This window comes from Psychroflexus salarius (genome assembly GCF_900129035.1).
In the GTDB taxonomy this organism is placed as follows: domain Bacteria; phylum Bacteroidota; class Bacteroidia; order Flavobacteriales; family Flavobacteriaceae; genus Psychroflexus; species Psychroflexus salarius.
This window is the reverse complement of sequence record NZ_FQTW01000001.1, coordinates 34134-59188: the sequence shown is the minus strand read 5'-3', so window position 1 is coordinate 59188 and position 25055 is coordinate 34134. Positions and strand designations below refer to the sequence as shown.

Sequence of the window (25055 nt, the reverse complement as noted above, 5' to 3'; positions counted from 1 at the left end):
GGGTAAAATATTGTAATATTGTTTTATTAAAAAAAGAGATTTGAAGTTACACAAGCAATCGGTTTGTTTTGAAAGTGTATTTAAAAGTGTACATCAAAATTGGGCTAAGCCTTTATATAATTTTATATACTACAAGTTTGGCGATCCCAATAAAGCTGATGATATGGTGCAAGAAGCCTTTATTAAGCTTTGGGAAAAATGCAAAGAGGTTCCGCAAGAGAAAGCAAAATCATTTTTATTTACAGTAGCCAATAATGCAAGTTTAAATATGGTAAAGCACCAAAAGGTTGTGTTAAAGTATAATAAAAATCATCCTAACTATGACAAAACAAATCTGTCACCAGAGTATCTTCTCGAGGAAGAAGAGTTTAAAAAAAAACTTACTAATGCCATTAATGAACTAAAACCAGACCTAAGAACATGCTTTTTGATGCATCGAGTTGATGGAAAAAAATACCGTGAAATAGCTGAAATTTTAGAGGTTTCACAAAAGACGGTCGAAAAACGAATGTCTCATGCTTTAAAAAGTTTACGTGAACAAATTGACGGCATTTAGTAGGGTAAATTTTAGATTAAATGTTTCATTATAAAGGTGCAAATGAAAAATAATTACAATAAATATAAGGATTGGTTTGAAAACAAGGAACTTAAACATCAAGTTCAAAACTTTGACGGCTTCAAAACCTTAGATAAAATTAAACACTACTCCTCTTATTTAGAAAGCCCTAGATTTGATGAATCAGTTCATTATTCAAAGATAAAATCACGTTTAAACACAAAGCCATCAAAGAATATTTGGCTAAAAATAGCAGCTGTTTTAATCATTGCTCTATCTGTTGGGTTAACAAGTTTTTATTTAAATTCCAGAACGCTAACCGCTAAAGTTGCTTCAACGCCAACTTTTACTCTACCTGATAATTCTGAAGTCACTCTAGCAGCTAATTCAACAATAAAGTACAACAATTTAAAATGGAAGTTTAAACGTTCAGTAAGTTTAACAGGTGAGGCCTATTTTAAAGTTTCAAAAGGGTCTTCATTTGTTGTTCAAACAGAACTAGGTCAAGTTGAAGTTTTGGGTACGAAATTTAATGTTAAACATTATAATGATGCGTTTAAAGTAACTTGTTATGAAGGTCGCGTTAAGGTAAGTGCTAAAAATCAAATACAATTTATTACTGCGCAAGAAGAAGTTGTTCTAAGCAATCAGAACCTAGTAAAATCAAAGCGAAATTTGTCTAAACAACCACTTTGGGTAAACCATAAACTAAAATTTGATTCGGTTTTATTTAATGAAATTTCAAAGAAATTAAAGCAGTTTTACGAAGTAGATGTGACTTTAAAGACCGAATCCAATAAAAAATTTACAGGAGTTTTACCAACAACTGATTTAAACAAAGCACTAGAAATAATTTCTCAAGTTTACCATCTAAAAGTTAATAAAATTGGCGACAAATCGTATATATTTGTTACCAATGATGAGAATAAATAAACTACTTTTTATAACTTTTTTGATTGCATTTAGTTTAACTAATGCCTCTGCTCAGTCTCAAAATAAGTCTTTAAAAGTTGTTCTTGAATCAGTAGCTAAACAGTTTTCAGTTCATTTCAATTATACGGAAGATTTAGTAGAAAACAAGTTTGTAAAACCTCCACGACTTAATCTTGGACTACATAAAATTATAGATGATTTAAGACAGCAAACGAAACTTAATTTTAACAAGTTAGACCAAACAACCTATATTATTTCTAAACGCATCATTCAAGACAACAATCAAGTAAATTTACTTAACGAGGTTTTATTAAGTGCTTATCTAACCAAAGGCATTTCCAAACAAAGTGATGCATCTATTGTAATTGAACCTAAACAATTAAGCGTTTTACCAGGTTTAGTTAGTCAGGATGCCTTTCAAGCTATACAGTACTTACCAGGAATTTCAAGTGTAAAACAAAACTTAAACAACATCAACGTTCGTGGTGGTACGCATGATCAAAATGCGTTTTATTGGCAAGGTGTGCGGTTATACCAAACCAGTCATTTTTTTGGAATGATTTCTTCAATAAATCCATTACTAGCTAACAAAATTCAAATTTATAAAACAGCAGCGCCAGCAAATTATAACGAAGGCGTTTCAAGTGTTATTGATTTTAAACACGATTTTTCAAAACCCTCAAACTACAGTTTTCAAAGTTCAACAAATTTCTTAGATGCATCATTGAGTTATCAATTTAACCCTAGTCTTAATTCAAAGTTAATGGTAGCAGGACGAACAAGTCTAACCGGTTTTTTAGATACGCCTACTTACAAGGAGTACTCAAAAAAAATATTTCAATCGACTGATTTAAATCTTTTACAGCAACAGAACAACATAGGACTTGATATCACTCAAAAATTAAGGTATTATGATTTTGCATTTAACTATGAATTAGTAAAAAACAATTTTAAATTTCACCTTGATGGTTTAATAATAACAAACCAACTTACCTACGAAGAGACTTCAACTGATATCGAAACAAAATCTAATGAAATCTCTCAATCTAATGCACTACTTAGTTTTCAAGTGGACTATAATTTTTCTAAAAAGCACCATATTCAAGCTTCAGCAAACTTATCCTATTATAATCTTGAAGCTGAAAATCGAATTACAGAACGTGCTCAACAACTTGAACAAGCTAATTTAGTATTAGATTACAATTTGAATATAACTGACCATTTAAGCTTCAATGACTGGAAATTTTTGAGCGCTTTTAACTATCGAAATTTAGGTGTACGTAATAATAATATCTCTATATCTCCAGATGCTCAACAATTAACAAAAAACGTACTCTCATCACAAGCCTTGATAACTGAAGTGGTGTATAAAAAATCTAAATTCAATTTTCGTTTAGGAAATCGGTTAAAATTATATAGCAATTATAACCAGTTCATCATTGAGCCTAGGCTTCATATTAATTATAAAATAAGTTCAACAGTTAATCTCATGTTTAATGTCGAACAGAAGTATCAAGCCTTATATCAACGTATTAACTTACAGCAAGATTTTTTAGGGCTTGAAAATAAACGTTGGGCTCTAGCAGATGAAAATGGTCAGGATCTTTTACAAAATTTACAAACCGAATTAGACCTTAGTATTACAAAAAGTAATTTTCAATTTAACATCAAGCCTTTTTTTAAAAGAGTACAACAAATTAATTCCAAAAGTCAAGGTTTTCAAAACCAACTTGAGACATTTCAACTATTTGGAAATTATGAGTCTTTTGGGCTTGAAAGCTTATGGCAATACCGGATAAAAGAAAATCGTTTTTGGTTAAGTTACACTTACCAATCAAATAAATACAATTTTTCAGATTTTAATCCGCAAAGGTTTCCTAATAATTATGATATCTCACATCAGATCAATTTTGGTAACTCTATTGAATTCAACCAACTCCAATTAGCCTTAGGAGGCACATTTTTTACAGGTAAACCCTATACGCCAATCAATTCTAGTAATGGAATTAACCCTGATGGTGCAATAAATTTTTTAAATCCAAACACCAAAAATCTTGAAAATTTCTTGCAGCTTAACTTTACAGCTGCCTACGTCATAAATTATAAACAATCAAATATTACATTTGGAGTTGCTTTGCTAAACATTTTAGGTAGCAATAATAACATAAACCGATATTTTGAGTTGAATTCAACTGAAAGTGACATTATTCAATTTAACACAAAGAGTATTGGATTTACGCCTAATTTATTTTTAAACATAAAACTCTAAACCATAAAATGATTTAGAGTTTTAAATCATGTAATAACATTATAAAATCTGCTCGGTATGAGCTTTGGTTTTTACTTTAGTAATAACGTCTTTAAGTTTACTGTCTTCATCAATCACAAACGTAGTCCTGTGAATTCCATCATACTCTTTACCCATAAACTTTTTTGGTCCCCAAACCCCAAAAGCTTCAATAACAGATTTGTCTTCATCGGCCAATAAGGGAAACGGAAGCTCGTATTTGTTTTTAAAATTTTGTTGCCTTTTTTTAGAATCAGCACTCACGCCTAGTATTTTATATCCTTCATTTTGAAAACTTTGCCAGTTATCGCGTAAATTACAAGCTTCGGCAGTACAACCTGGCGTACTCGCTTTTGGGTAAAAAAACACCACTAATTTATGACCTTTATAGTCACTGAGTTGATGTAAATTTCCATCTTGATCTTCTGCTGAAAAATTTGGGGCTTGATCGCCTACTTTTAATGTTGTCATATGCTTATTTTTGTTTAAAATTACAACAAATGAAAAAAACAGAAAAAGTAGATTTCGTTATAAATACGTTAAAGGAATTATACCCAAGTATTCCGGTTCCTTTAGATCACAAAGATCCTTATACTTTGTTGATTGCTGTTTTATTGTCGGCTCAAAGCACTGATGTAAAAGTCAACCAAATTACACCGCTTTTATTTGCTAAAGCTGATAATCCTTATGATATGATTAGGCTTTCGGTTGAAGAAATCAGAGAAATCATTAAACCAGTGGGTTTATCACCTATGAAATCTAAAGGAATTCATGGCTTATCTCAAATTTTAATTGATAAGCATCAAGGTTTAGTCCCGCAAAATTTTGAAGATTTAGAAGAACTACCAGCTGTTGGGCATAAAACAGCTAGCGTTGTTTTAGCACAAGCCTTTGGTATACCAACTTTTCCGGTCGATACGCATATTCATAGACTGATGTATCGTTGGGGATTAAGTACAGGTAAAAATGTAGTACAAACTGAACGCGATGCTAAGCGATTGTTTCCAAAAAGCGTTTGGAATGATTTACATTTACAAATAATTTGGTATGGTCGCGAGTACTCGCCTGCACGTGGTTGGGATCTAAATAAAGACGTGATTACCAAAACCATTGGTCGAAAATCGGTTATTAATGCCTACGAAAAAAAAGCCCGCAAAAAGCAGGCTTAAAAACAGTAATGTTTGTTATGATTTCAGGCTAATTCTGAATCGTTTCAAAATCACCAAATTTTGTTGAAACAACTTTTAACGATTTTGAATAATCTAAGAGAAATTTTACCGTAGATCTCTTAGGGCGCAAACACTCAACGGCTGAGTCTGTAAAACAATTTTGTGGGTAATTTTTCGTCATAATTTGAATTTGATTCAAGCTTATAACGAACTTAATTTCAAATTATTGCATTAATTTGTCAAAATTATTTGATTGGCTTCTACAGCTTTGCGTAGGTTAATCAGAGCATAGCGCATACGTCCAAGCGCCGTGTTAATACTGACGTCAGTCCGCAAAGCTATTTCTTTAAAACTCATTTCTTTAAAAATTCGCATTTGAAGGACTTCAAATTGATCTTGAGGCAAAATTTTTATCAATTCATGTAAATCACCTTCAATTTGAGATTTAACCAAACGGTGTTCGGCATCAAGTTCATCATTTGAAATGACATCAAAAATTTCAAAATCACCATTACAATCAAATTTTGGTAAACGATTTGATTTTCTAAAGTGATCAATCACTAAATTATGAGCAATACGCATCACCCAAGGTAAAAATTTACCTTCTTCATTATATTTTCCGCGCTTTAGGGTTTTAATAACCTTAATAAATGTTTCTTGAAACACATCTTCAGCAATTGCTTTGTTTTTAACCTTTGAATATATAAATCCAAAAATTTTTTGCTCATGCCTGTTTATTAACATCGCTAAAGACTTTTCGTCTCCTGCAATATATTGTTTAACTAAGGTTGACTCTGGTATTGTTGCTAAATTACCCATAACACTCAAGTTTCTAAAATTTGATAATATAAATTAGAGTAGTGTTATTTTATAGGCTTTTGATTTTGAATTAGTTGCTAATATATAAATTAAATTAAAAGACTTCAATGAATCTTAAATAATTTAACATAATTCACGATGTTTTTCAGTTGAAATTACCCTTGTAGAATACGTATCTTTGTAAGTCTAAGACAAATTATGAAACAATCGATTGACGATCTTAACCCAAAGGACTTTATAGTTATTAAAGGCGCCGAGCTTCACAATTTAAAAGGTATTGATGTAGCAATTCCTAGAAATAAACTCGTTGTAATTACAGGTTTATCTGGTTCTGGAAAGTCATCGCTCGCTTTTGACACCTTATATGCTGAAGGTCAAAGGCGTTATGTTGAAAGTTTATCGGCTTATGCAAGACAATTTTTAGGTCGGTTGAATAAGCCTAAAGTTGAATATATTAAAGGAATTGCTCCAGCGATTGCTATTGAACAAAAAGTTAACTCGACTAATCCACGTTCTACGGTAGGAACTTCAACTGAAATTTACGATTATTTGAAGTTACTTTATGCTCGTATTGGGGAAACTTTTTCGCCTATTTCTGGACAAAAAGTTAAAAAACATCGTGTCAGTGATGTTGTTGACGCAGTTAAAAACTATGAAGAAGGTCAACGATTACTGCTATTGGCGCCAATTCAATTAAAAAAAGGACGAACCGCTGCTGAACAAATTAAAATCCTACAGCAGCAAGGTTTTAGCCGAATTAAACGCAATGCTAAAGTTGAACGCATAGACCAGATTGAATTAGACCAACTAAAAAAAAATGAGAAATTTGAACTAGTTGTTGACCGGATTGTGGTTAAGCATGAAGACGATTTTTACAATCGTTTAGCCGATGCCATTCAAAATGCTTTTTTTGAGGGGCAAGGAAATGTAGTTCTTGAAGATTATAAATCGAGTGAACGGCAAGATTTCAATAATAAATTTGAGCTTGATGGCATGCAGTTTACAGAACCTAACGAGCATTTATTCAGCTTTAATAATCCGCTTGGCGCTTGCCCAAAATGTGATGGTTATGGTGATGTGATTGATATTGATGAAGATTTAGTGATTCCTAACACTGGCTTAAGTATTTACGAAAATGCCATTGCACCTTGGCGTGGCGATACTTTAGGTTGGTACAAAGACCAACTCATACAATATGCCAATAAATTCGATTTTCCTATTCATCGCCCTTATTTCAAATTGAGCGACGAACAAAAAAATATTTTATGGAATGGCAATCAATATATAACAGGAATCAACGAATTCTTCAGCAAAGTTGAATCTAAAGCTTATAAGATTCAAAATCGAGTTCTATTATCACGTTATCGCGGAAAAACTAGATGTAAAGTTTGTGGAGGAAAACGTCTTAAACCTGAAGCTAATTTTGTAAAAATTAACGGTAAAAGTATTTCAGAATTAGTCGACTTACCTATTGATGAAGTCCGCTTATTTTTTAATAATTTAAAGCTCAATTCGTATCAAGAAAATGTTGGGCAACGTCTTCTAAAAGAAATCAAGTCTCGCCTTGCCTTTTTACATGATGTTGGCTTAGATTATTTAACTTTAAACCGTAAATCAAATACACTTTCTGGCGGTGAATCACAGCGCATCAACCTCGCTACTTCATTAGGTAGCAGTTTGGTCGGTTCTATGTATATATTAGATGAGCCTTCAATTGGTTTACATTCTGAAGACAACGACCGATTAATAAAAGTTCTTAAAAACCTTCGCGATTTGGGTAATACTGTTATTGTTGTTGAACATGATGAAGATATCATGAAAGCTGCAGATTATATTATAGATATTGGTCCTGAAGCCGGAATTAATGGTGGCCAAGTTGTTGCAGAAGGAACTTATAAACAAATCTTGAAAAGTTCATCTTTAACCGCTAAATACTTAAATCAATCCTTACAAATTGAAGTACCTCAAAAGAGAAAAAAAACTAAATCATTTGTAAAAGTTAAAGGTGCACGAGCTAATAATTTAAAAAATATTGACGTTAGCTTTCCTTTAGATTGCTTAACACTTGTCACCGGAATGTCAGGTAGCGGAAAAAGTACTTTAGTAAAAAATATATTATATCCAGCTTTGATAAAAACCAATGGTGGTTATGGGACAAAGGTTGGCCAATTTGATGAATTAGAAGGAAATTTTAAACATATTAAACAGGTTGAGTATGTAGACCAAAACCCGATTGGTCGTTCATCTCGCTCAAATCCAGTAACTTATATTAAAGCTTACGATGACATTCGTAACTTATTTGCGAGTCAAAAACTTGCCAAATTACGTAATTTTAAGCCTAAGCATTTTAGTTTTAATGTTGATGCCGGACGATGTGAGACTTGTCAAGGTGAAGGCGAAGTAACGATAGAAATGCAGTTTATGGCTGACGTTCACCTTGAGTGTGAAACCTGTCATGGCAAACGATTTAAAGATGAAGTTTTAGAAGTTACCTTTAATGATAAAAGTATTCATGATGTTTTAAATTTAAGTGTTTCAGAAGCTATAAGCTTTTTTGAAACGAATGAAGAGCATAAAATCGTAAAAAAATTACAGCCTTTAAAAGATGTTGGCTTAGATTACGTAAAGCTAGGTCAAAGTTCATCTACACTTTCAGGTGGTGAAGCGCAACGAATTAAACTGGCTGCATTTTTGAGCAAAGGCCAAACTAAAGACAAATGCTTATTTATTTTTGATGAACCAACTACAGGATTACATTTTCACGACATCAATAAATTATTAAAATCATTTTATGCTTTGATCGAAAAAGGACATTCGGTCATTGTAATTGAGCATAACCTAGATTTAATTAAGTGTGCAGACCATATTGTTGATTTAGGACCTAAAGGCGGTATTCATGGTGGTGAACTTGTTTGTTCTGGAACGCCTGAAGAAGTTGCTAAATCTAAACATTCATTAACAGGACAATTTTTAAAAGAAAAAATTTAATTGAGTCAACCAGTGATTTATAAAATTAATTTTTAATTTTATTTTATAACTTTAGATAAATTCTCAGTTAAATTCTTTCTACTAAATTGGTTAATGTTAGTAGAATTTACAATTAGTTTACCATTCAAATAGGCTTTGAAATCGGTTGTGATTTGTGCTTTAAGCTTTTGTTTGTCATTGTAAGTAAAAACTGTACCAGAAGATGTTTCATCAACAAGTCGCTTAACATCCCAGTTTTCAGGACCGATGGCTAAAATTGGGCGTTTAGCATTCATATACTCAAACAATTTCCCTGGAATGATACCTTTTGTTTCTTCACTATTAATCTCGATTAACAGTAAAACCTGAGCGCTTTGTTGAATTTCAATAGCTTTTTGGTGATTAACATAACCTATTAAACTAACATAATCTTTTAAGCCAAACTTATTAATAGAATCAATAACTTGCTCGCTAACATTACCAACCAACCTGAGTTCAAAAAACTGTTTAAAATTTTCAAGTTCATCGATTAATTCAGCCAAAACTTCCCATAAAAGCTGAGGATTACGCTGACTTAATAAAGAACCAATATGCGCTAATGAAAATTGTTCGTCAAGGTCTTCAACGCGAACCGATTCATCATCAAAACCATTGGTAATTAAGTTAACTGGTGTTTGAGTTTTTGACTGAAATTCACGCTGTGTTTCAAAACTAGTCACTAAAAGCGCATCGGCTTGGTCCAGCACTTCTTGTTCTAGTTGCTGATGTTTTTTAGCTGAAGCTTCAGTTAATTTTAATTCATTATGGTAGCCAATATTCGTCCAAGGATCTCGAAAATCTGCTATCCACTTTAAATCGTTAAATTTAATTTTTAACTGTTGACCGATTAAGTGCAGGCTATGCGGAGGTCCAGTTGTAATAATACAGTCAATTTGGTGTTTACTAATATATTTTGCTAAAAACTTAACCGAAGGTGAAACCCAAAATTTTCGCGCATCAGGGATAAAATAATTACCACGAACATAAAGTAAACTTTCTTGTAATTTTGACTGCTTTTTTGGAGATTTAATTAAACCTTTACTTAAGCTTTCTGTATCAGATTTAGATAAAATTTTAGCAAAGCTATAGGGTTCAAATATTGCTTTTTCAATCACTTTTACTTTAGAAGAAACCTCTAAATTCAGGCTTTGATCTTGCGTTGGGTAATGTGGGTTTTTAGGCTTGTAGACAATCGGTTGTATACCAAAATCTGGTAAATATTTAGAAAACTTCAACCAACGCTGTACACCAGGACCACCAGCAGGCGGCCAATAATAGGTTATAATTAAGACCTTTTTCATTTAGTTTCTTGCTTAGACTTGTAAACAAAAGCACCGATTAATACCAGAATAAATAAACCATAACTCGCAAGCGTTATTTTGTTTCCAGTTGTAATAACGTCAGGCTCAAATTTAAATACTAATGTGTGGTTCCCTTGTGGTAAATATGCTGCACGTAAGATATAATTAGCTCTAAAATGATTAATTTTCTGACCATCAATATAAGCTTTCCAGCCTTTCGGATAATATAATTCAGAAAATACAGCCACAGCATCATTACTAAGATTATAAGTGTAAGTTAGTTCATTGAGTTGATAATTAGTAAGTTTAATTTGATCTGTTGACTTCAACTGGAAAGAAGTTTGAGGAACTTCAGATTTGAAAGCGTTTTCAATAACTGCAGTAGATTTCAGATTAGTAGAATCTAAAGCCTTAATGGCTTCATTAGGACCGTTTACTAGCTGAAGGTCTTCAACAAACCATGCATTCCCAAGGGCTGCTTCATTTTGTTGGTAACTCACTTTACCTTGTTCTGAAAAGATAAAATATTTTACATTTAACATATTTAATACTTGCTGATTGCCTTTATAAATATGAAAATCGAACAATTCTTGAATACGCCCAGGTTTGGCCGCATGATAGCCACCAATAGAATTATGAAAATAAGAAGCACGAGAAGAATTTAGAGGACTTGAGCTTAAATCATAAACCCTGAAATGAGTTGTATCCTCATTAATTACTTTATCAACTGAAGTTGCTTCAAAGGGTTGTTTCATTGCGATTTCTGGAACAAAATCTTCTTGGTTGACATAATTTTTATTAAAACTGACCAAATCAATAACTATAATTAAGCCTAAACCAACTAAGACCAAGTTGTTCTGAAGTTTTTGTTTAAGACTTGCCCATAATATAGCAGCAATACCAACACAAATGGCCAGAGTTCTTAATACGTCGTTAGTAAGCATGGCTTCACGATCAAGACGTAAAGCCCGAATAAAATTAGGCCCTAATTGATCAATTAATCTAGCATCATTAATCGAACTGTAATCAAAACTTCCACTGAAGACATATAAAATAACAAGAATTGACCCTAAGATTAAACTAGTATATTTTAGTGCTTTTAACTTTAATTCAAAATTAGTCGATGGATTAAAAAATTTGGCTAAGCCGACAACTGCAAGAATAGGAACAACAAACTCTATAATAGTTTGTATAGAAGATACCGCTCTAAATTTATCGTATAAAGGAATATAATTGATGAAAAATTTAGTAAGTATCGCAAAATTATCACCCCACGAAAGCAAAAGTGCAAGTATAATACCACTAACAATCCATTTTTTCAGTTTGCCATTGACTAAAAACAGGGCAAGTACAAACAAGAATATAACACTAGCACCAATGTAAGCCGGCGCACCAATATAGGTTTGTTCGCCCCAATAGGTTGGTGCACTCTCTACAAAACCTAAAGCTTGCTGTGTTGAAATACCTTCAAGAGACATTAAATATTTAAAAGTTTCAGAATCAGTACCTAAGGCTTCAGCACTTGAACCACCCATAAACCGAGGTATAAATAGGTTTAAACTTTCTAATAAACCATAGCTATATTCAGTAATATAATCATAACTCAAAGCTGTTTCAGGTTTTGGAGACCCATCTGGATTAATCGTTAATCCTGTATCGCCTCTTGTACTGTATTCAGTGTACTCCTTTGTGGCTAAAACTTGTGTCGAGTTAACGCCAATAGCTAACAGTGTTGCAGCAAGCATTATACCAACTGACTTCAATAATTGAGGTAGCCTTTTATTTTTAAATGCTTCAACAAAATAAACAATTCCTAACACTAGCGAAAGCAGCATTAAGTAATAGGTCATTTGAAAGTGGTTAGCATTTAATTCTAGTGCTAATCCAAAAAACAAAGTGATAAAACCAAGTAAGCGTTTGTTTTTTAAACAAAGTAAAATCCCACTAATAACAACAGGAAAGTAAGCAATGGCATGGGCTTTTGCATTGTGACCAACACCCAAAATAATGATGAGATAAGTTGAAAAACCAAAAGCTAAAGCACCAATGATAGCATATTTATAATTCACTTTTAAGGTTAAAAAAAGAATATAAATGCCAATGAAATACAGAAATAAATAATCGGCTGGTCTTGGTAAGAATCGAATTAGCCGGTCTAGTTCTTTAACATAATTATACGGATAATTTGCCCCAAGTTGATAAGTTGGCATACCTACAAATGCGGCATCTGTCCAATAACTTTCCTCACCTGTTTTGGCTTTAAAGTCTTTGTGCTTCTCGGCCATGCCAATATATTGAACAATATCACTTTGATAGATGATTTTGTTTTGAAGAACTGGATGAAAAAAAGCAAGTGATATTGCAATGAAGCCAAGAATGACAAAAAAATGCTTTGCATTTTGTTTTATAAACTTATTCATAATTAATCGAGTTCTTCGTAATCGACGTATTCTCCAACCTTAGAATTAGGATTGGTCTTTCGAGAGCCGCTTTGTGAATTTAAATTATCGTTTTGACTTGTATAAGTTGATTGGTTATGACTTTGCTGTTGAGCATTTTCAAACTTCTGTTTTAGCTTTTTCATAAAATAACGCATCAAAAAAGGTGCAAAAAATTTAAAAAGCAATCGAAACCCGAAAATAATTAAGATGATTATTAAAAGCGTTTCTAAGAATTCCATAAAATCGTCTAAATATTAATTCACAAATGTATAGATTAGGCAGCGTAAAAAATAGTTCTTGACTAATAAATTATTGATAAATTCAACTATATTTGAAAAAAACACATTATGTATAGAGCCTTTGTTTTTTTAAGTAGTTTACTCTTTAGTCTGAGTAGCTTCTCGCAATATACCGAAACAATCAACTCGAATAGACCTGGTGCATCTCAAGGCGCTTTTGCTGTCGGAAATGGTGTTATGCAATTAGAAACTGGCTTTAGATTTGATCGTGAAGAACATGACTTAGAACGAACTGAAACTACTGTTTATGGACTAGATTATCAAGCGCGGTATGGTTTTTTTATGGAAAAACTAGAATTGACGCTTGAAGGAAGTTTTCGCTCTGTAAATACTGATTTTGTTCAAGGTGCTAGTACTGAAACTCTAAGCTACTCTAACTTTCAATCTAACACATTAGCCGGTAAGTACTTAATTTACGACCCTTATTTTAAGCGTGAACAAGAAGAAAAAAGTTATATTAGTTGGAAAGCCAACAACACTTTTCAATGGCGTGATTTAATTCCAGCTATATCTGCTTATGCTGGTGTAAATTTTGCTTTTGGGGATAATCCGTTTTTGTTTCAAGGCGAACCCAATTTTTCTCCACGATTAGGTGTAATAACCCAACATAATTATGGTCGATGGGTTTTTGTAACCAATTTTTATGGTGACAAATTGGGTACTGACTTTCCTTCTTATACCGGTATTTTTACGCTAACACATTCTGTAGGAAACAGATTTGCTGTTTTTGGTGAATTTCAAACGATTATAGGTGATTTATATAGCGATGAAATTGTACGTGGCGGCTTAGCTTATTTATTAACAAAAAACCTTCAACTTGATCTTTTAGGCTTAGTCAATTTTAAAAATACTCCACAAAGACTTGGTTTCAGTTTAGGGATATCTTATCGATACGATAAATTCCGTAAAGAAGAGCGCATTTATGATGAATCAGAAAAAGAACAACTAAAATCTGATGATAATTTTAAGTTAGGAGACAAAAAATAATGTATTGATGAACAATTTTGATCAAAATTTCAAAAATCTTTCAACAACTGATCAATATGACAAAATTACTTCGGTTTGTCGTGATTTGTATGAAAAAAAACTAACCGATTATGGTTGTGCGTGGCGAATCTTACGTTTACCATCATTAACAGATCAAATTTTTATAAAAGCTCAACGCATTAGAAGTTTACAAGTTAACGGCACTTCAAAAATTGATGAAGCTATTGATGCTGAATTTATCGGTATTATAAATTATGCTATTATGGCGCTTATTCAGTATCATAAAGGTATTGCTAATCAACCTGACTTAAAAATTAATGAAGCTTTAGCGTTATATGACAATTATTTATCTGAAACAAAAACATTAATGATGAATAAAAATCATGATTATGGTGAAGCTTGGCGAGATATGCGTGTGAGTTCATTAACAGATTTAATTTTACAAAAACTATTACGTGTTAAGCAAATTGAAGATAATTCAGGAAAAACAATTGTAAGTGAAGGTATTGATGCTAATTATCAAGATATGATTAATTATGCCATTTTTGCCTTAATTCATTTAAACTCTAATTCTTAATAAAATGACAATCTTGGTCAAAATCGCGCGCTATTTTGTGGGCCTTTTATTTATTTTCAGTGGATTGGTTAAATTGAATGATCCGCTAGGTTTTGCCTATAAACTAGAAGAGTATTTTAGCCCTGGTGTTTTAGATATTTCGTTCTTAATGCCATACGCTCTTTTACTTGCTGTTTTTTTAGTTATTATTGAAGTCTTGCTGGGTATAGCTTTAATTATTGGTTATGCTAAGAAAATAACCATTTGGAGTTTATTATTAATGATTATTTTCTTCACATTCCTAACTTTCTATTCCGCCTACTTTAATAAAGTTACCGATTGTGGTTGTTTTGGAGATGCCATTCCACTAACACCTTGGCAATCCTTTATTAAAGATGTCATATTAAGTTTATTAATCATTTTTTTATTTATCAAACAAAAACTCATAAAACCTATCTTACCAAAACCGGCTTTAAAATGGGTTGTTTTTGTAAGCAGTATTTTATGCTTTTTTATGGCTTATCATGTTTTAATGCATTTACCAATCATTGATTTTAGAGCTTACAAAATAGGTACAGATATCACCGAAGCCAGAAAGGTTCCTGAAAATGCACCACCAGCTATTACAGATTATCATTGGCGATTTAAAGTGAATGGTGAAGAAAAAATAATTACGACTAGAGGAAATTTTCCTGAAGTTGAAGGCGAATTTAAAGACGTTAAAACTGAAGTTATTCGTGAAGCCTATACGCCACCAATTCACGACTTTAGTCTGATTAAAGATGGTGAAGATCAAACAGAGTATATTTTAAATCAACCTAAAGTTTTAATCGTTAATGCTTACAATTTAAATAAAACAGAAACACAAGGCTGGAAAACCATTAAACCCTTAATTAACAAAGCAAAAGAGGCTAATTATTTAGTCATCGGCTTAAGTGCATCAGGATCAAAATCAGTAGAAGATTTACTACAATCTTATAAGATCAATATTTCATTTTACACCTGCGACGAAACCGCTATAAAAACAATAGTGCGTTCTAACCCAGGTTTAGTTGAATTAGAAAATGGCGTTATTACTCAAAAATTACATTGGAATGATGCCGATGAGTTTAAGATAGATTAATGCAAAAATTACTGTCTAAAATAGGCTACGCTTTTTTCACATTATTTGGTGTGGTTAGTGTTGTATTTTTATTATTTAATGTTTTGCCTGGAGATCCTACTAAAATGATGCTTGGCGAAAATCAAACGCAAGCTCAGGTTGATTTATTAAGAGTAAAATATGGTTTTGACCAACCTGTATATAAACAATACTTATATTACTTAAATGACCTCTCACCCATTTCATTACATTCAACTCATACAAAAAATTTTACTTCACTTAAAGACAAGCCTATTTCTTATACTACAATTTTTAAAACCGAAGAACTTCAGTTGGTCATCAAATTTCCTTATCTGCGGCGGTCATTTCAAAAACAAAATAAAGCTGTTTCAGAAATTATAGGCGAAACCTTACCAAATACAGCTATCCTAGCTATTTCAGCAATTAGCATCGCTTTAATCATAGGATTAATTTTAGGTATTTTATCAGCAATTTATCAAGATTCTTGGCTTGACAAATTTATTCAAGTCGTTAGTACATTAGGCATGAGTGTTCCTTCATTTTTTAGTGCTATTTTATTTGCTTGGTTATTTGGTTTTGTTCTTCATGAATACACCAATTTAAATATGACAGGGAATTTATATGAATTAGATGACTTTGGTGAACAAAAGAATTTAGTGCTTAAAAACCTATTACTACCAGCAGTTGTTTTAGGAATACGACCATTAGCCGTTGTAATTCAACTTATGCGAAATTCAATTTTAGAAGAATTATCAAAAGATTATGTGGTCACCGCTAAAGCCAAAGGCCTAAAACTTAAACAAATTATTATAAAACATGTCTTTAAAAATGCTCTAAACCCTGTAATAACTGCTATTTCAGGCTGGTTTGCATCAATGCTTGCAGGTGCTGTTTTTGTTGAATATATTTTCGGTTGGAACGGCCTTGGTAAAGAAATCGTCAATGCCTTAAATACCCTAGATTTACCTGTAATTATGGGGTCAGTCTTAATTATAGCCACAATTTTTATTGTCATCAATATTTTAGTTGACGTGATTTATAGTATTTTAGACCCCAAAGTAAATTAAACCCTGATATCATGAGAACCCAAATTGTAGCCGGAAATTGGAAAATGAATTGCGATTTAGACGATACTAAATCCCTTATTGAAGGCCTTAAAAAAACAACTAAAAACAACGCGACAGAAGTAATCATTGCGCCTAGCTTTACTAACCTGAGCTTAGCTAATTGTTTACTTGAAGATAGTAACATAGCATTAAGTGCTCAAAATATGAATGCTAACGACTCTGGCGCATTTACAGGTGAAGTTTCTGCAAACATGCTTAAATCTGTTGGTGTAACCTACGTTATTTTAGGTCATAGCGAAAGGCGTGCTATATTTCACGAAGATGCACAAATATTAAAAGAAAAAACAAATCAAGCTTTAGAGCAAAACTTGTCTCCTATTTTTTGTGTTGGTGAAGAATTAAATGTACGTCAAAATAATGGGCATTTCAATTTAGTTGAAGAACAAATTGCTGAAAGTTTGTTTCATCTTTCAACTGAAGAATTCAGTAAACTTGTAATTGCTTACGAGCCTGTTTGGGCTATTGGCACAGGCGAAACAGCAACACCAGAGCAAGCACAAGAAATGCATGCACACATTAGAAAAGTCATCGCTAAGCAATATGATGATGCAACGGCTAACTCAATTTCAATTCTATATGGCGGTAGCGTTAAACCTGCTAACGCAAAAGAAATTTTTGCCAATCCTGATGTTGACGGTGGATTAATTGGTGGCGCATCACTTAAAGCTGATGACTTTACAGCGATTATAAACAGTTTTTAATTCATGAATTATACAAAATATCATTTTACAATTTCGCCACTAGAGCCCTTTCGAGAAATTTTAGTGGCGGAACTTGGTTTATTAGAGTTTGAAAGTTTTGAAGATACTGAAAATGGTTTAAAAGCTTACATCCAAACTGAAGTTAAGCCTGCTAATTTAATTGAAGAAGTTCAAATACTTAATAGCCCTGAAGTTAGTATATCAGTTGAAGTTACCGATCTTGAAACCAAAAACTGGAATGCCATTTGGGAATCGAGTTTTGAGCCCATTTATATTGGAGAAAAATGTGCTGTAAGAGCCGAATTTCACCCTGAAAAACCGGTTGATTATGACATTGTAATTACACCTAAAATGGCTTTCGGTACAGGTCATCACGCTACAACTTACATGATTTTAAAACTCATTCTTGAAGATGAATTTAAGCAACTAAATGGTCTCGATATGGGTTGCGGAACTGGTGTACTTGGAATATTAGCTTTGATGAAAGATGCCCATCAAGTTGACTTTATCGACATAGATGATTGGTGTATTGATAATACCGAAGAAAATCTTGACAGAAATCAACTTACCGGTATTTGTACTCAAGGTGATGCCCAAACAATTAAATCAAATTACGATTTTATTTTTGCCAATATTAATCGGAATATTTTACTTGATGACATGCCAACTTATGTTAGGCATTTAAATCAGAATGGAAATATTTATTTTAGTGGTTTTTATCAAGAAGATTTAGATCAAATTATTAATCGTGCTGATGAACTTGGGTTGACTTACGTTAAACACCTTTTAAAAGATGACTGGTGCGCCGCTAAATTTGAATTAAGCTCATAATTTTGTAATATGATTTTAAGTCAAACTAAAGAAAAAGTTAAAGAAAAGTCGGTCACTAAAACCGAATCAAAGCCTGAGCATGAAATTGTGGTATTTAACGACGAAGTTAATACCTTTGATCATGTTATTGAAACTTTGATTGATACTTGTGACCACTCTCCTACGCAAGCAGAACAATGCACAATTTTAATACATTATAAAGGCAAATGTGCTGTTAAATCTGGTTCTTATAATGATTTGAAACCAAGGTGCCTAAAAATTCTTGAGGCAGGTATTTCAGCTGAAATAGTTTAATTAGTTTCTAAAATATTGTAATTAAAAAAAATTACTTCAACAGAATTTAAATAAGAGGGACAAAAATGTCCTTTGCCACTAAGGCAGAAGATTCTAGATTTTTAGATTTTAACCAATTTAAAAACCTATCAACTTCTTCAAAGTTAATGCGACCCCAATGAGTTGAACTTCCTAAAGCTTGAGCACTAATATTGATTGCTTTTTCAAGATCTATAATCTTATCTTGTTCAGGAATATGCTTTGCTAATATATTTGCACACTCTTTAGGATGCTGTTTAGCGTATAAAAAACCTTCACGTGTTGCCTTCATGAAATCGGTATAAACCTCTCGATTAGCATCTACTAATGTTTTATTTCCTGCAATTACAGGAGAATATGAATATGGTATATCAAAATCTTTCAATCTAAAGAGTTCTAACTCTATTCCTTTAGCTTCAGCTTGTAAAGCTTCCCAATTATAAAAAATCCATGTGGCATCACAATTATTCTGAATAAGTGTTTCCCAGATGCCTAGTTTATCTGGATAACTGAGCTTTAAATTGCCATGTCCACCATCATTTTTAATTAATTCTTTAACTATACCATCTTCATAACGCGCTTGGTAAGACGCATAATGCTTTTCGTCAAGCTGTTGTGGTCTTGTGATTTTAGACGACTTCAAAACGCAAATTGCACTTAAATCACTTTGAAATATTGACGCTAAACCAACGAGCGGAAATGGCTTTGATTTTGTTTGATAACTAATTAAACTTTCAGTTGGGCAAAGCGCAAAATCGGCTTTACCTAGCTCTACCTTTTTAGCTGGAGTTTCTGAGTAATTATCCTGATCTGGTGTTACTAAGTCAAGTTTAATATTTTTTGCTTGATAAAATAATTTAGCTTTTGCAATATAAAAGCCAATATGATTAACATTTGGCGTCCAATCTAAAGCCAGTCTAAGGTGATTCATAAATGCATTATTAAATGGGTTCAGCGCGTTTATTATTCAAAACTAAATCTAGTGATTGAAGCTTTTCTTCTAAAACTTCAACTGAATTAGGATTTAATTGCTTTAGGTTAACTTCAATTGTAGAATTTGGCCACTCTAGATAGTAATAACCAAACTTATAATGAACTGAATTTAAGTCTTTCCATTGATAAGTTTTCCAAAATTTGTGCGAGAATTTAATTTCACTATTCGTCATCTGAGCAAAACCATAAATCGATTTCAGTATAAAATAAATTCCCCATATAAAATATATCAAAGCGTTAATATAAAACCAACTGCTCTTCAGTTCATATTGAAAATGCAAATAGGTCGTAACACCTATCACTATTGGTAATATAGAGAAATTTAGTAAACGTTGTATCTTTTTATAGTGTAAGCGCATCTATCAAAGTTTCGATTAAAATTAATAAAAATTAAGGATTTACTAATGCCAAAGCTGCTTTTTCTTTACGCTTAAAACGAATTAGCAACATACTACTTAAAACTAAACATACTAAAATAGTAAGTGCCATGGGTACCAAACTAATCCCTGTGTACAAACTAATTATGAATGATGTCACTGCACCGAGACACATTTTAAGACAACCCACCAAAGCAGACGCTCTTCCGGCTCGTTTTGTAAATGGATATAAGGATAAAGCTGTTGTATTTGGGTTTTGAAAACCAAGTAAAAATAAAATTAGAAATAAACTTATTACAGTAATGTAAAAACTACTAAAAAACAAAGCGTTTAAGAATAGTACTACACCCAAAACGAGCAGTATATATGAAATTTTAAGAGTTAGGTTAAAGGTACTAAATCGTTTTAATACTAAGCGATTAAGTTGACTTCCAATAATTAATCCTGAAGCATTTAAACCAAACATCCAACCAAATTGAGTTTCTGTAAAATGAAACCGATCCATGAATAAAATCGGTGCATTTGATATATAAGCAAACATTGCACCTATAGTTAAGCTTCCTGCTAAGGAAAAACTAAGGAATATTTTATCTTGCATTATTCCCTTATATTTAAAAACAACTTGCTTAATTTTTAATTCGACTGTTTTATCGGGAGTAATACTTTCGGGTAGAAAGAATAAAACACTCACAAACATTAAACCCGCAAAAAAAGCTAAAAACATAAATATCATTTGCCAGCTAAAATGCACAATGACAAAACTTCCTAAGGTTGGTGCTATAATAGGTGCAGAGCCCATAATGAGCATTAAAAAAGAGATAGCTCGGGCAACTTCTTCTGGTGGGAAAATATCTCTAACAACTGCTTTTGCTGCAACCATTCCAGCTGAAGCCCCAATAGCTAGAAAAAACCTAGAAATAATTAACCACATGATATCGGGCGAATAAAAGCAGCTTAATGAAGATAATATATAAATAACTAAGCCGACTAAAAGCGGAACTTTACGACCAAATTTATCCATGATAGGTCCATAAGCCAACTGACCGAAAGCAATACCAATGAAGTAACTTGTTAAAGAAACACCTACTTGTGCTTTTGTGGTTTGAAAATCAGTGGCAATATTTTCAAAACTGGGTAAATACATGTCAATAGATAAAGGTCCTATGGCAATCATAGTTCCTAAAACTAATAAGATAATATTCTGTTGCCTTGTATTTCGACTTGGGTCGGTGTGTTGCATTCTGCAAAGTTCAGATAAAAATAAATCTGAAATACGTCAATTATTTCAATTAACAATTAATTAATAGTACTAAAAAAACAGCTTTGTACGAAATACAAAGCTGTTTTAATTAAACTGAATATAAGAATTGCTTATTTGTTAACCACAGGCAGAACTAATTTTGAATCACCAAAAACTGTATGGGTTTGAGCTTTGAAATCTTCTTTTTTAGCTTCAAAAATGTTATCAACATAAGTTTGTGGATTGACATCTATGTAAGGAAAAAAAGTACTTTGCACTTGAATTTGCAACTTATGCCCTTTTTTAAAAGTGTGATTAATATCCTGAAGTGTGATTTTTACGTTAGTTCTTTTATTTGGTTTAAATGGTTTTGGGTTATTGAAACCATCGCGAAAACGTCCTCTAAATACTTCACTTCTGACCATCATGTGGTAGTTAGATAACTTCAGATGATCTTGAACATCATCAGTGTTTTTAGTGTCTGATGGGTAAACATCAATAATTTTTACAATCCAGTCTGAAGCAGTGCCAGTGGTTGCTACATTTAAATCGGCTAAAATTTCACCAGATAATTTTAAATCTTCAGTTAAGACATCTGTTTCATAAACCAGAACATCAGGACGACGCGCTGAAAAGCGTTGATCATCTGTCATAAACTTTCGAGGTGTAAAAACGACTTTTATATCTTCCGTATAAGGAACAGGTTTATTAGGGTCACTGATAAAAGTTTCTTTAGTATTAGCTGCTTGTGAACTTAACTTTTGGTTGTTAACCAAATAAAAATCAGTTGGTGTTGTATTTTTTGGTGGCCAAGTTGAATAATTATTCCATTTTTTTGCACCTGTATCAAAAACATGAGCTTCAGCTAATGAACTTACGTCGCCTTCATTTTTTAAGAAGTGATTAAAAAACTTTGTTGCATAATTGGTTTGAAATTCTTCAGATAAATTATCACCAAAATGAATATTACCAACAACTTGGCGCTTATAATTTCTTGCCCAATCACCATGGCTCCATGGCCCGAAAACAACACTGTTATAATTGTTGTTATTTTTTTCTATCGTTTTATAGGTGTTAAATGGTCCATATAAATCTTCAGCATCAAATAAACCGCCAACGGTCATTACCGCTGGTTTAATATCCACATTGGCTAAATGCTGAATAATACCGCGTTTTTGCCAAAACTCATCATAATTAGGATGCTGTTTTAGCTGTTGCCAAAAAATATTGTCTTCACCATAAAACTGATCTAGCTTAGACAATGGCATATGATCCATAAAAAACTGGTATTGGTCTTCGGTACCCATTTTTGGGAATTGATACCAAGATTTATCTGTAGGCTCATCTTTCATGTAACCAAACAAGGCTGTTGCTCGCCAGTAAGATAATAAATAAGCGCCGTTATGATGAAAATCATCAAAATAAAAATCACCGATAGGTGCTTGCGGTGAAGCAGCCTTTAAAGCTGGGTGTTCAGATAGCACGCTGTATGTTGCGTAAAAACCAGGATAAGAAATTCCCCAAGTTCCAACATTTCCATTATTATTAGCCACGTTGTTGACTAACCACTCTATGGTATCATAAGTGTCACTAGCTTCATCAATTTCATTCCCTTTTTTGTTAGGAATATAAGGCCGCATATTATCATAAACACCTTCGCTCATCCAACGACCACGAACATCTTGGTAAACAATGATGTTACCTTCTTTCATTAACTGAATGTTTGGCCCTATAGATCGTCTAAATTTATCTTTACCATAAGGTCTTGAACTATAAGGTGTTCGCTGCATTATAATAGGATATTCTTGCGACTGATCTTTTGGTGAATAAATGGTGGTGTGTAATTTTACACCATCACGCATAGTTATGTAGACTTCTTGCTTGTTATAATGTTCGCTTACTTTATAATCACTTTGAGCTATTGCTGAATTTAAAGCAAAAAATGAAATGATTAAAAATTTAAACACTAATTGAAACTGTTTCATAAGATATTATTTGTTAATAAGACTGTATTTCAGTTGAAGTGTTTAATCTTTATATAAATTAACTGGCCAAGTATCATTACCAAAGTTAACATCTGGTAAAATTTTAGTTGGGTCAATTTCAACTTTAATAATTTTCTGTTCGGTTTTTAATCGGTGTCTCCAAGAATTACCACGTTGCCAAATTTCAACTGGTAACTCAAGAACTTCTGTAGAATTGTCTGCGTATGTTATCTCGTATTTAACAGGCATAGGAATTCCACCTTCATTTACGAAGGTTAAATCATAAGTATTAGCTTCAACTTGTCTTACAGATTCTATTCCTAAATCAATATTATCTGTACCATAAAACCAATTTTTCCAAAACCAATTCAAATTTTCGCCCGCATAATTTTCCATATGGTTAAAGAAGTCTGTTGGCTGTGGATGTTTAAATGCCCATGTTTTAATATAAGACTTAAAGGCATAATCAAAACGATCAGGGCCTAAAATATATTCACGTAACATCAGTAATCCTAGTGCTGGTTTATAATAAGCAATCATTCCTAGATTTCTTAAATTAGCGACATCTGGATAAGTATCAATTCCTTCACGACGATCACTTTTAAACCAACTTACTAAATTTCTTGGTTTATTGAGTCTTGCTGGATATTCGCCATTATTAAAATTTAAAGTTGAATAGTAATTGATAAAGGTGTTAAAACCTTCATCCATCCATGCATAGCGGCGTTCGTTTGAACCTACAATCATCGGAAACCAATTATGACCAAATTCGTGGTCTGTAACACCCCAAAGACTTGCTCCTTTACTGGTATAACGACAAAAATTTAAACCTGGATATTCCATCCCGCCTATATCTGCAGCAACATTTACAGCAGAATTGTAAGGATATTCATACCACATATTAGAATAATGCTCGACTGATGCTTTTGAATATTCAGTAGATCGCGACCACGCATCTTGACCGTTACTTTCAATTGGATAGGCAGATTGAGCTATGGCTGTTCTACCACTTGGTAAATTAATTTTAGCGGCATCCCAAATAAAAGCTTTTGAACTTCCAAAAGCAACATCTCTAGAATTTTCAATTTCATAATGCCAAGTTAATGTGCCAGATTGCTGAGCTCTTAGGCTCATATCTTTAATTTCATCAGGTTTAATTAAATAAACGGTTTCGTTACTTTCTTTTGCCTTTTTATAACGTTCATAAACTGTAGATGATAAAACATCTTTAGGATTTTGAAGTGTCCCTGAGCTGACAACAATATGATCGTATGGTGCGGTAATTTTAACATCAAAACTTCCATAATCATAGTAAAATTCGCCTGCACCGAGATAAGGTTCAACATTCCAGCCCACAACATCATCATAAACTGCAACTTGCGGGAACCATTGAGCTAATGCATAAATCCAACCATTTTGTGTTTTAAGGCGACCCATGCGATCCATACCATCAATAGGAATTTCATATTCAAAATTCATATTAATTGTTGCTTTTCCGCCATTAGCTTTAAGTGGTTTTTCTAAAAAAACCTGCATTCGTGTGTCTGAAATTCTATAATTTTTTGAAGTTTCACCATGAGCTTTGGCAGAAAAATTACTTATTTTCATGCCTTTGTCTGTATCACCAACATAACGATTACCACCTATTGGTGTTGTTAATGTACCGCGAGAATTTTCAGTAAATCTATTTTGTTCAAGGTATAACCATATAAAATCAAGGTCATGTGGACTATTATTGGTGTATTCAATTTCAATTTGACCTGTTATTGTATGAGTTTTGTCATCAAGCTGTACTTCAATTTCGTAATTAGGTACATTTTGAAAATAGTTTTGTCCTGGTAAACCTGAAGCTGTTCTAAATGTATTTCCTCGTCTATACAGAAAATCATTAAACTCATCCTGATTAGAATCTAATTGAGAAAAAGATGTTATGCTAAATAATAAAGTTAAAAAATAAATGGGCAGTTTGTAATATTTCATAGATATAAGATTTTTGATAAAAATATAAATTT

Annotated in this window: 22 protein-coding genes; 12 read left to right on the top strand and 10 right to left on the bottom strand. The window is 32.5% G+C overall.

Annotation, left to right across the window (positions count from 1 at the left end):
* The first annotated feature begins 40 nt into the window (after positions 1-40).
* Genes BUB82_RS00260 through BUB82_RS00250 form a run of 3 tightly spaced genes read left to right on the top strand, consistent with a single transcriptional unit; the run spans position 41 to position 3758 of the window.
* A complete protein-coding gene (locus tag BUB82_RS00260) occupies positions 41-556 on the top strand; it encodes an RNA polymerase sigma factor (protein WP_073190356.1) in 516 nt (171 codons plus the stop codon).
* A 42-nt stretch (positions 557-598) separates the two neighbouring features.
* On the top strand, positions 599-1489 hold the full coding sequence (locus tag BUB82_RS00255) for a FecR family protein (RefSeq protein WP_073190354.1): 891 nt from the start codon (positions 599-601) through the stop codon (positions 1487-1489).
* On the top strand, positions 1473-3758 hold the full coding sequence (locus BUB82_RS00250; protein ID WP_073190351.1) for a TonB-dependent receptor plug domain-containing protein: 2286 nt from the start codon (positions 1473-1475) through the stop codon (positions 3756-3758). Before BUB82_RS00255 ends, BUB82_RS00250 begins: the two co-directional genes overlap by 17 nt.
* A gap of 39 nt (positions 3759-3797) precedes the next feature.
* On the opposite strand, the gene bcp is transcribed toward BUB82_RS00250, so the two are convergent.
* A complete protein-coding gene (gene bcp / locus BUB82_RS00245) occupies positions 3798-4247 on the bottom strand; it encodes a thioredoxin-dependent thiol peroxidase (RefSeq protein WP_073190349.1) in 450 nt (149 codons plus the stop codon).
* A 29-nt stretch (positions 4248-4276) separates the two neighbouring features.
* On the opposite strand from bcp, the gene BUB82_RS00240 reads away from it, so the two are divergent.
* Complete coding sequence (locus BUB82_RS00240; RefSeq protein ID WP_073191822.1) at positions 4277-4945, top strand: endonuclease III domain-containing protein; 669 nt, start codon at positions 4277-4279, stop codon at positions 4943-4945.
* Positions 4946-5176: 231 nt separating this feature from the next.
* Here BUB82_RS00240 and BUB82_RS00235 read toward each other — a convergent pair whose 3' ends face one another.
* Complete coding sequence (locus tag BUB82_RS00235; RefSeq protein ID WP_073190346.1) at positions 5177-5764, bottom strand: RNA polymerase sigma factor; 588 nt, start codon at positions 5762-5764, stop codon at positions 5177-5179.
* A 198-nt stretch (positions 5765-5962) separates the two neighbouring features.
* Here BUB82_RS00235 and uvrA point away from each other — a divergent pair, with 198 nt between their 5' ends.
* A complete protein-coding gene (gene uvrA, locus BUB82_RS00230) occupies positions 5963-8752 on the top strand; it encodes an excinuclease ABC subunit UvrA (RefSeq protein ID WP_073190343.1) in 2790 nt (929 codons plus the stop codon).
* Positions 8753-8790: 38 nt separating this feature from the next.
* Here uvrA and BUB82_RS00225 read toward each other — a convergent pair whose 3' ends face one another.
* Genes BUB82_RS00225 through BUB82_RS00215 form a run of 3 tightly spaced genes read right to left on the bottom strand, consistent with a single transcriptional unit; the run spans position 8791 to position 12751 of the window.
* Entirely contained in the window at positions 8791-10071 is a 1281-nt protein-coding gene (locus BUB82_RS00225; protein ID WP_073190340.1) for a glycosyltransferase family 4 protein, read from the bottom strand.
* Entirely contained in the window at positions 10068-12491 is a 2424-nt protein-coding gene (locus BUB82_RS00220) for a YfhO family protein (RefSeq protein WP_073190337.1), read from the bottom strand. Before BUB82_RS00220 ends, BUB82_RS00225 begins: the two co-directional genes overlap by 4 nt.
* 2 nt (positions 12492-12493) lie before the next feature.
* Positions 12494-12751, bottom strand: a complete 258-nt coding sequence (locus BUB82_RS00215; RefSeq protein ID WP_073190333.1) for a DUF4834 family protein — start codon at positions 12749-12751, stop codon at positions 12494-12496.
* A gap of 108 nt (positions 12752-12859) precedes the next feature.
* Here BUB82_RS00215 and BUB82_RS00210 point away from each other — a divergent pair, with 108 nt between their 5' ends.
* The 7 genes from BUB82_RS00210 to BUB82_RS00180 are packed head-to-tail and all read left to right on the top strand — an operon-like array spanning position 12860 to position 18430.
* A complete protein-coding gene (locus BUB82_RS00210) occupies positions 12860-13798 on the top strand; it encodes a transporter (RefSeq protein WP_073190330.1) in 939 nt (312 codons plus the stop codon).
* Positions 13799-13805: 7 nt separating this feature from the next.
* Positions 13806-14375, top strand: a complete 570-nt coding sequence (locus BUB82_RS00205; protein WP_073190327.1) for a DUF1599 domain-containing protein — start codon at positions 13806-13808, stop codon at positions 14373-14375.
* A 4-nt stretch (positions 14376-14379) separates the two neighbouring features.
* A complete protein-coding gene (locus BUB82_RS00200) occupies positions 14380-15477 on the top strand; it encodes a BT_3928 family protein (protein WP_073190324.1) in 1098 nt (365 codons plus the stop codon).
* A complete protein-coding gene (locus tag BUB82_RS00195; protein WP_073190321.1) occupies positions 15477-16544 on the top strand; it encodes an ABC transporter permease in 1068 nt (355 codons plus the stop codon). The genes BUB82_RS00200 and BUB82_RS00195 overlap by 1 nt, the downstream gene beginning before the upstream one ends.
* An 11-nt stretch (positions 16545-16555) precedes the next feature.
* On the top strand, positions 16556-17305 hold the full coding sequence (gene tpiA / locus BUB82_RS00190) for a triose-phosphate isomerase (protein WP_073190318.1): 750 nt from the start codon (positions 16556-16558) through the stop codon (positions 17303-17305).
* A gap of 3 nt (positions 17306-17308) precedes the next feature.
* Complete coding sequence (prmA, locus tag BUB82_RS00185; RefSeq protein WP_073190315.1) at positions 17309-18136, top strand: 50S ribosomal protein L11 methyltransferase; 828 nt, start codon at positions 17309-17311, stop codon at positions 18134-18136.
* A gap of 9 nt (positions 18137-18145) precedes the next feature.
* The gene (locus BUB82_RS00180; protein ID WP_073190312.1) at positions 18146-18430 is read left to right on the top strand and encodes an ATP-dependent Clp protease adaptor ClpS; all 285 of its coding nucleotides are present in this window, start codon (positions 18146-18148) and stop codon (positions 18428-18430) included.
* A gap of 46 nt (positions 18431-18476) precedes the next feature.
* Here BUB82_RS00180 and BUB82_RS00175 read toward each other — a convergent pair whose 3' ends face one another.
* The 5 genes from BUB82_RS00175 to BUB82_RS00155 all read right to left on the bottom strand — a co-directional run bounded on the left by BUB82_RS00175 (position 18477) and on the right by BUB82_RS00155 (position 25023).
* The gene (locus tag BUB82_RS00175; protein WP_073190309.1) at positions 18477-19379 is read right to left on the bottom strand and encodes an ABC transporter substrate-binding protein; all 903 of its coding nucleotides are present in this window, start codon (positions 19377-19379) and stop codon (positions 18477-18479) included.
* A gap of 10 nt (positions 19380-19389) precedes the next feature.
* Positions 19390-19800, bottom strand: coding sequence for a hypothetical protein (locus BUB82_RS11715; protein ID WP_143185622.1), 411 nt, complete (start codon positions 19798-19800; stop codon positions 19390-19392).
* A gap of 31 nt (positions 19801-19831) precedes the next feature.
* Positions 19832-21058 (bottom strand): multidrug effflux MFS transporter, encoded by a 1227-nt coding sequence (locus tag BUB82_RS00165; protein ID WP_073190303.1) that lies wholly within the window; start codon positions 21056-21058, stop codon positions 19832-19834.
* A gap of 131 nt (positions 21059-21189) precedes the next feature.
* Positions 21190-23043, bottom strand: coding sequence for a CocE/NonD family hydrolase (locus BUB82_RS00160; RefSeq protein WP_073190300.1), 1854 nt, complete (start codon positions 23041-23043; stop codon positions 21190-21192).
* A 42-nt stretch (positions 23044-23085) separates the two neighbouring features.
* Positions 23086-25023, bottom strand: a complete 1938-nt coding sequence (locus BUB82_RS00155) for a M1 family metallopeptidase (RefSeq protein WP_073191820.1) — start codon at positions 25021-25023, stop codon at positions 23086-23088.
* Positions 25024-25055: the final 32 nt, after the last annotated feature.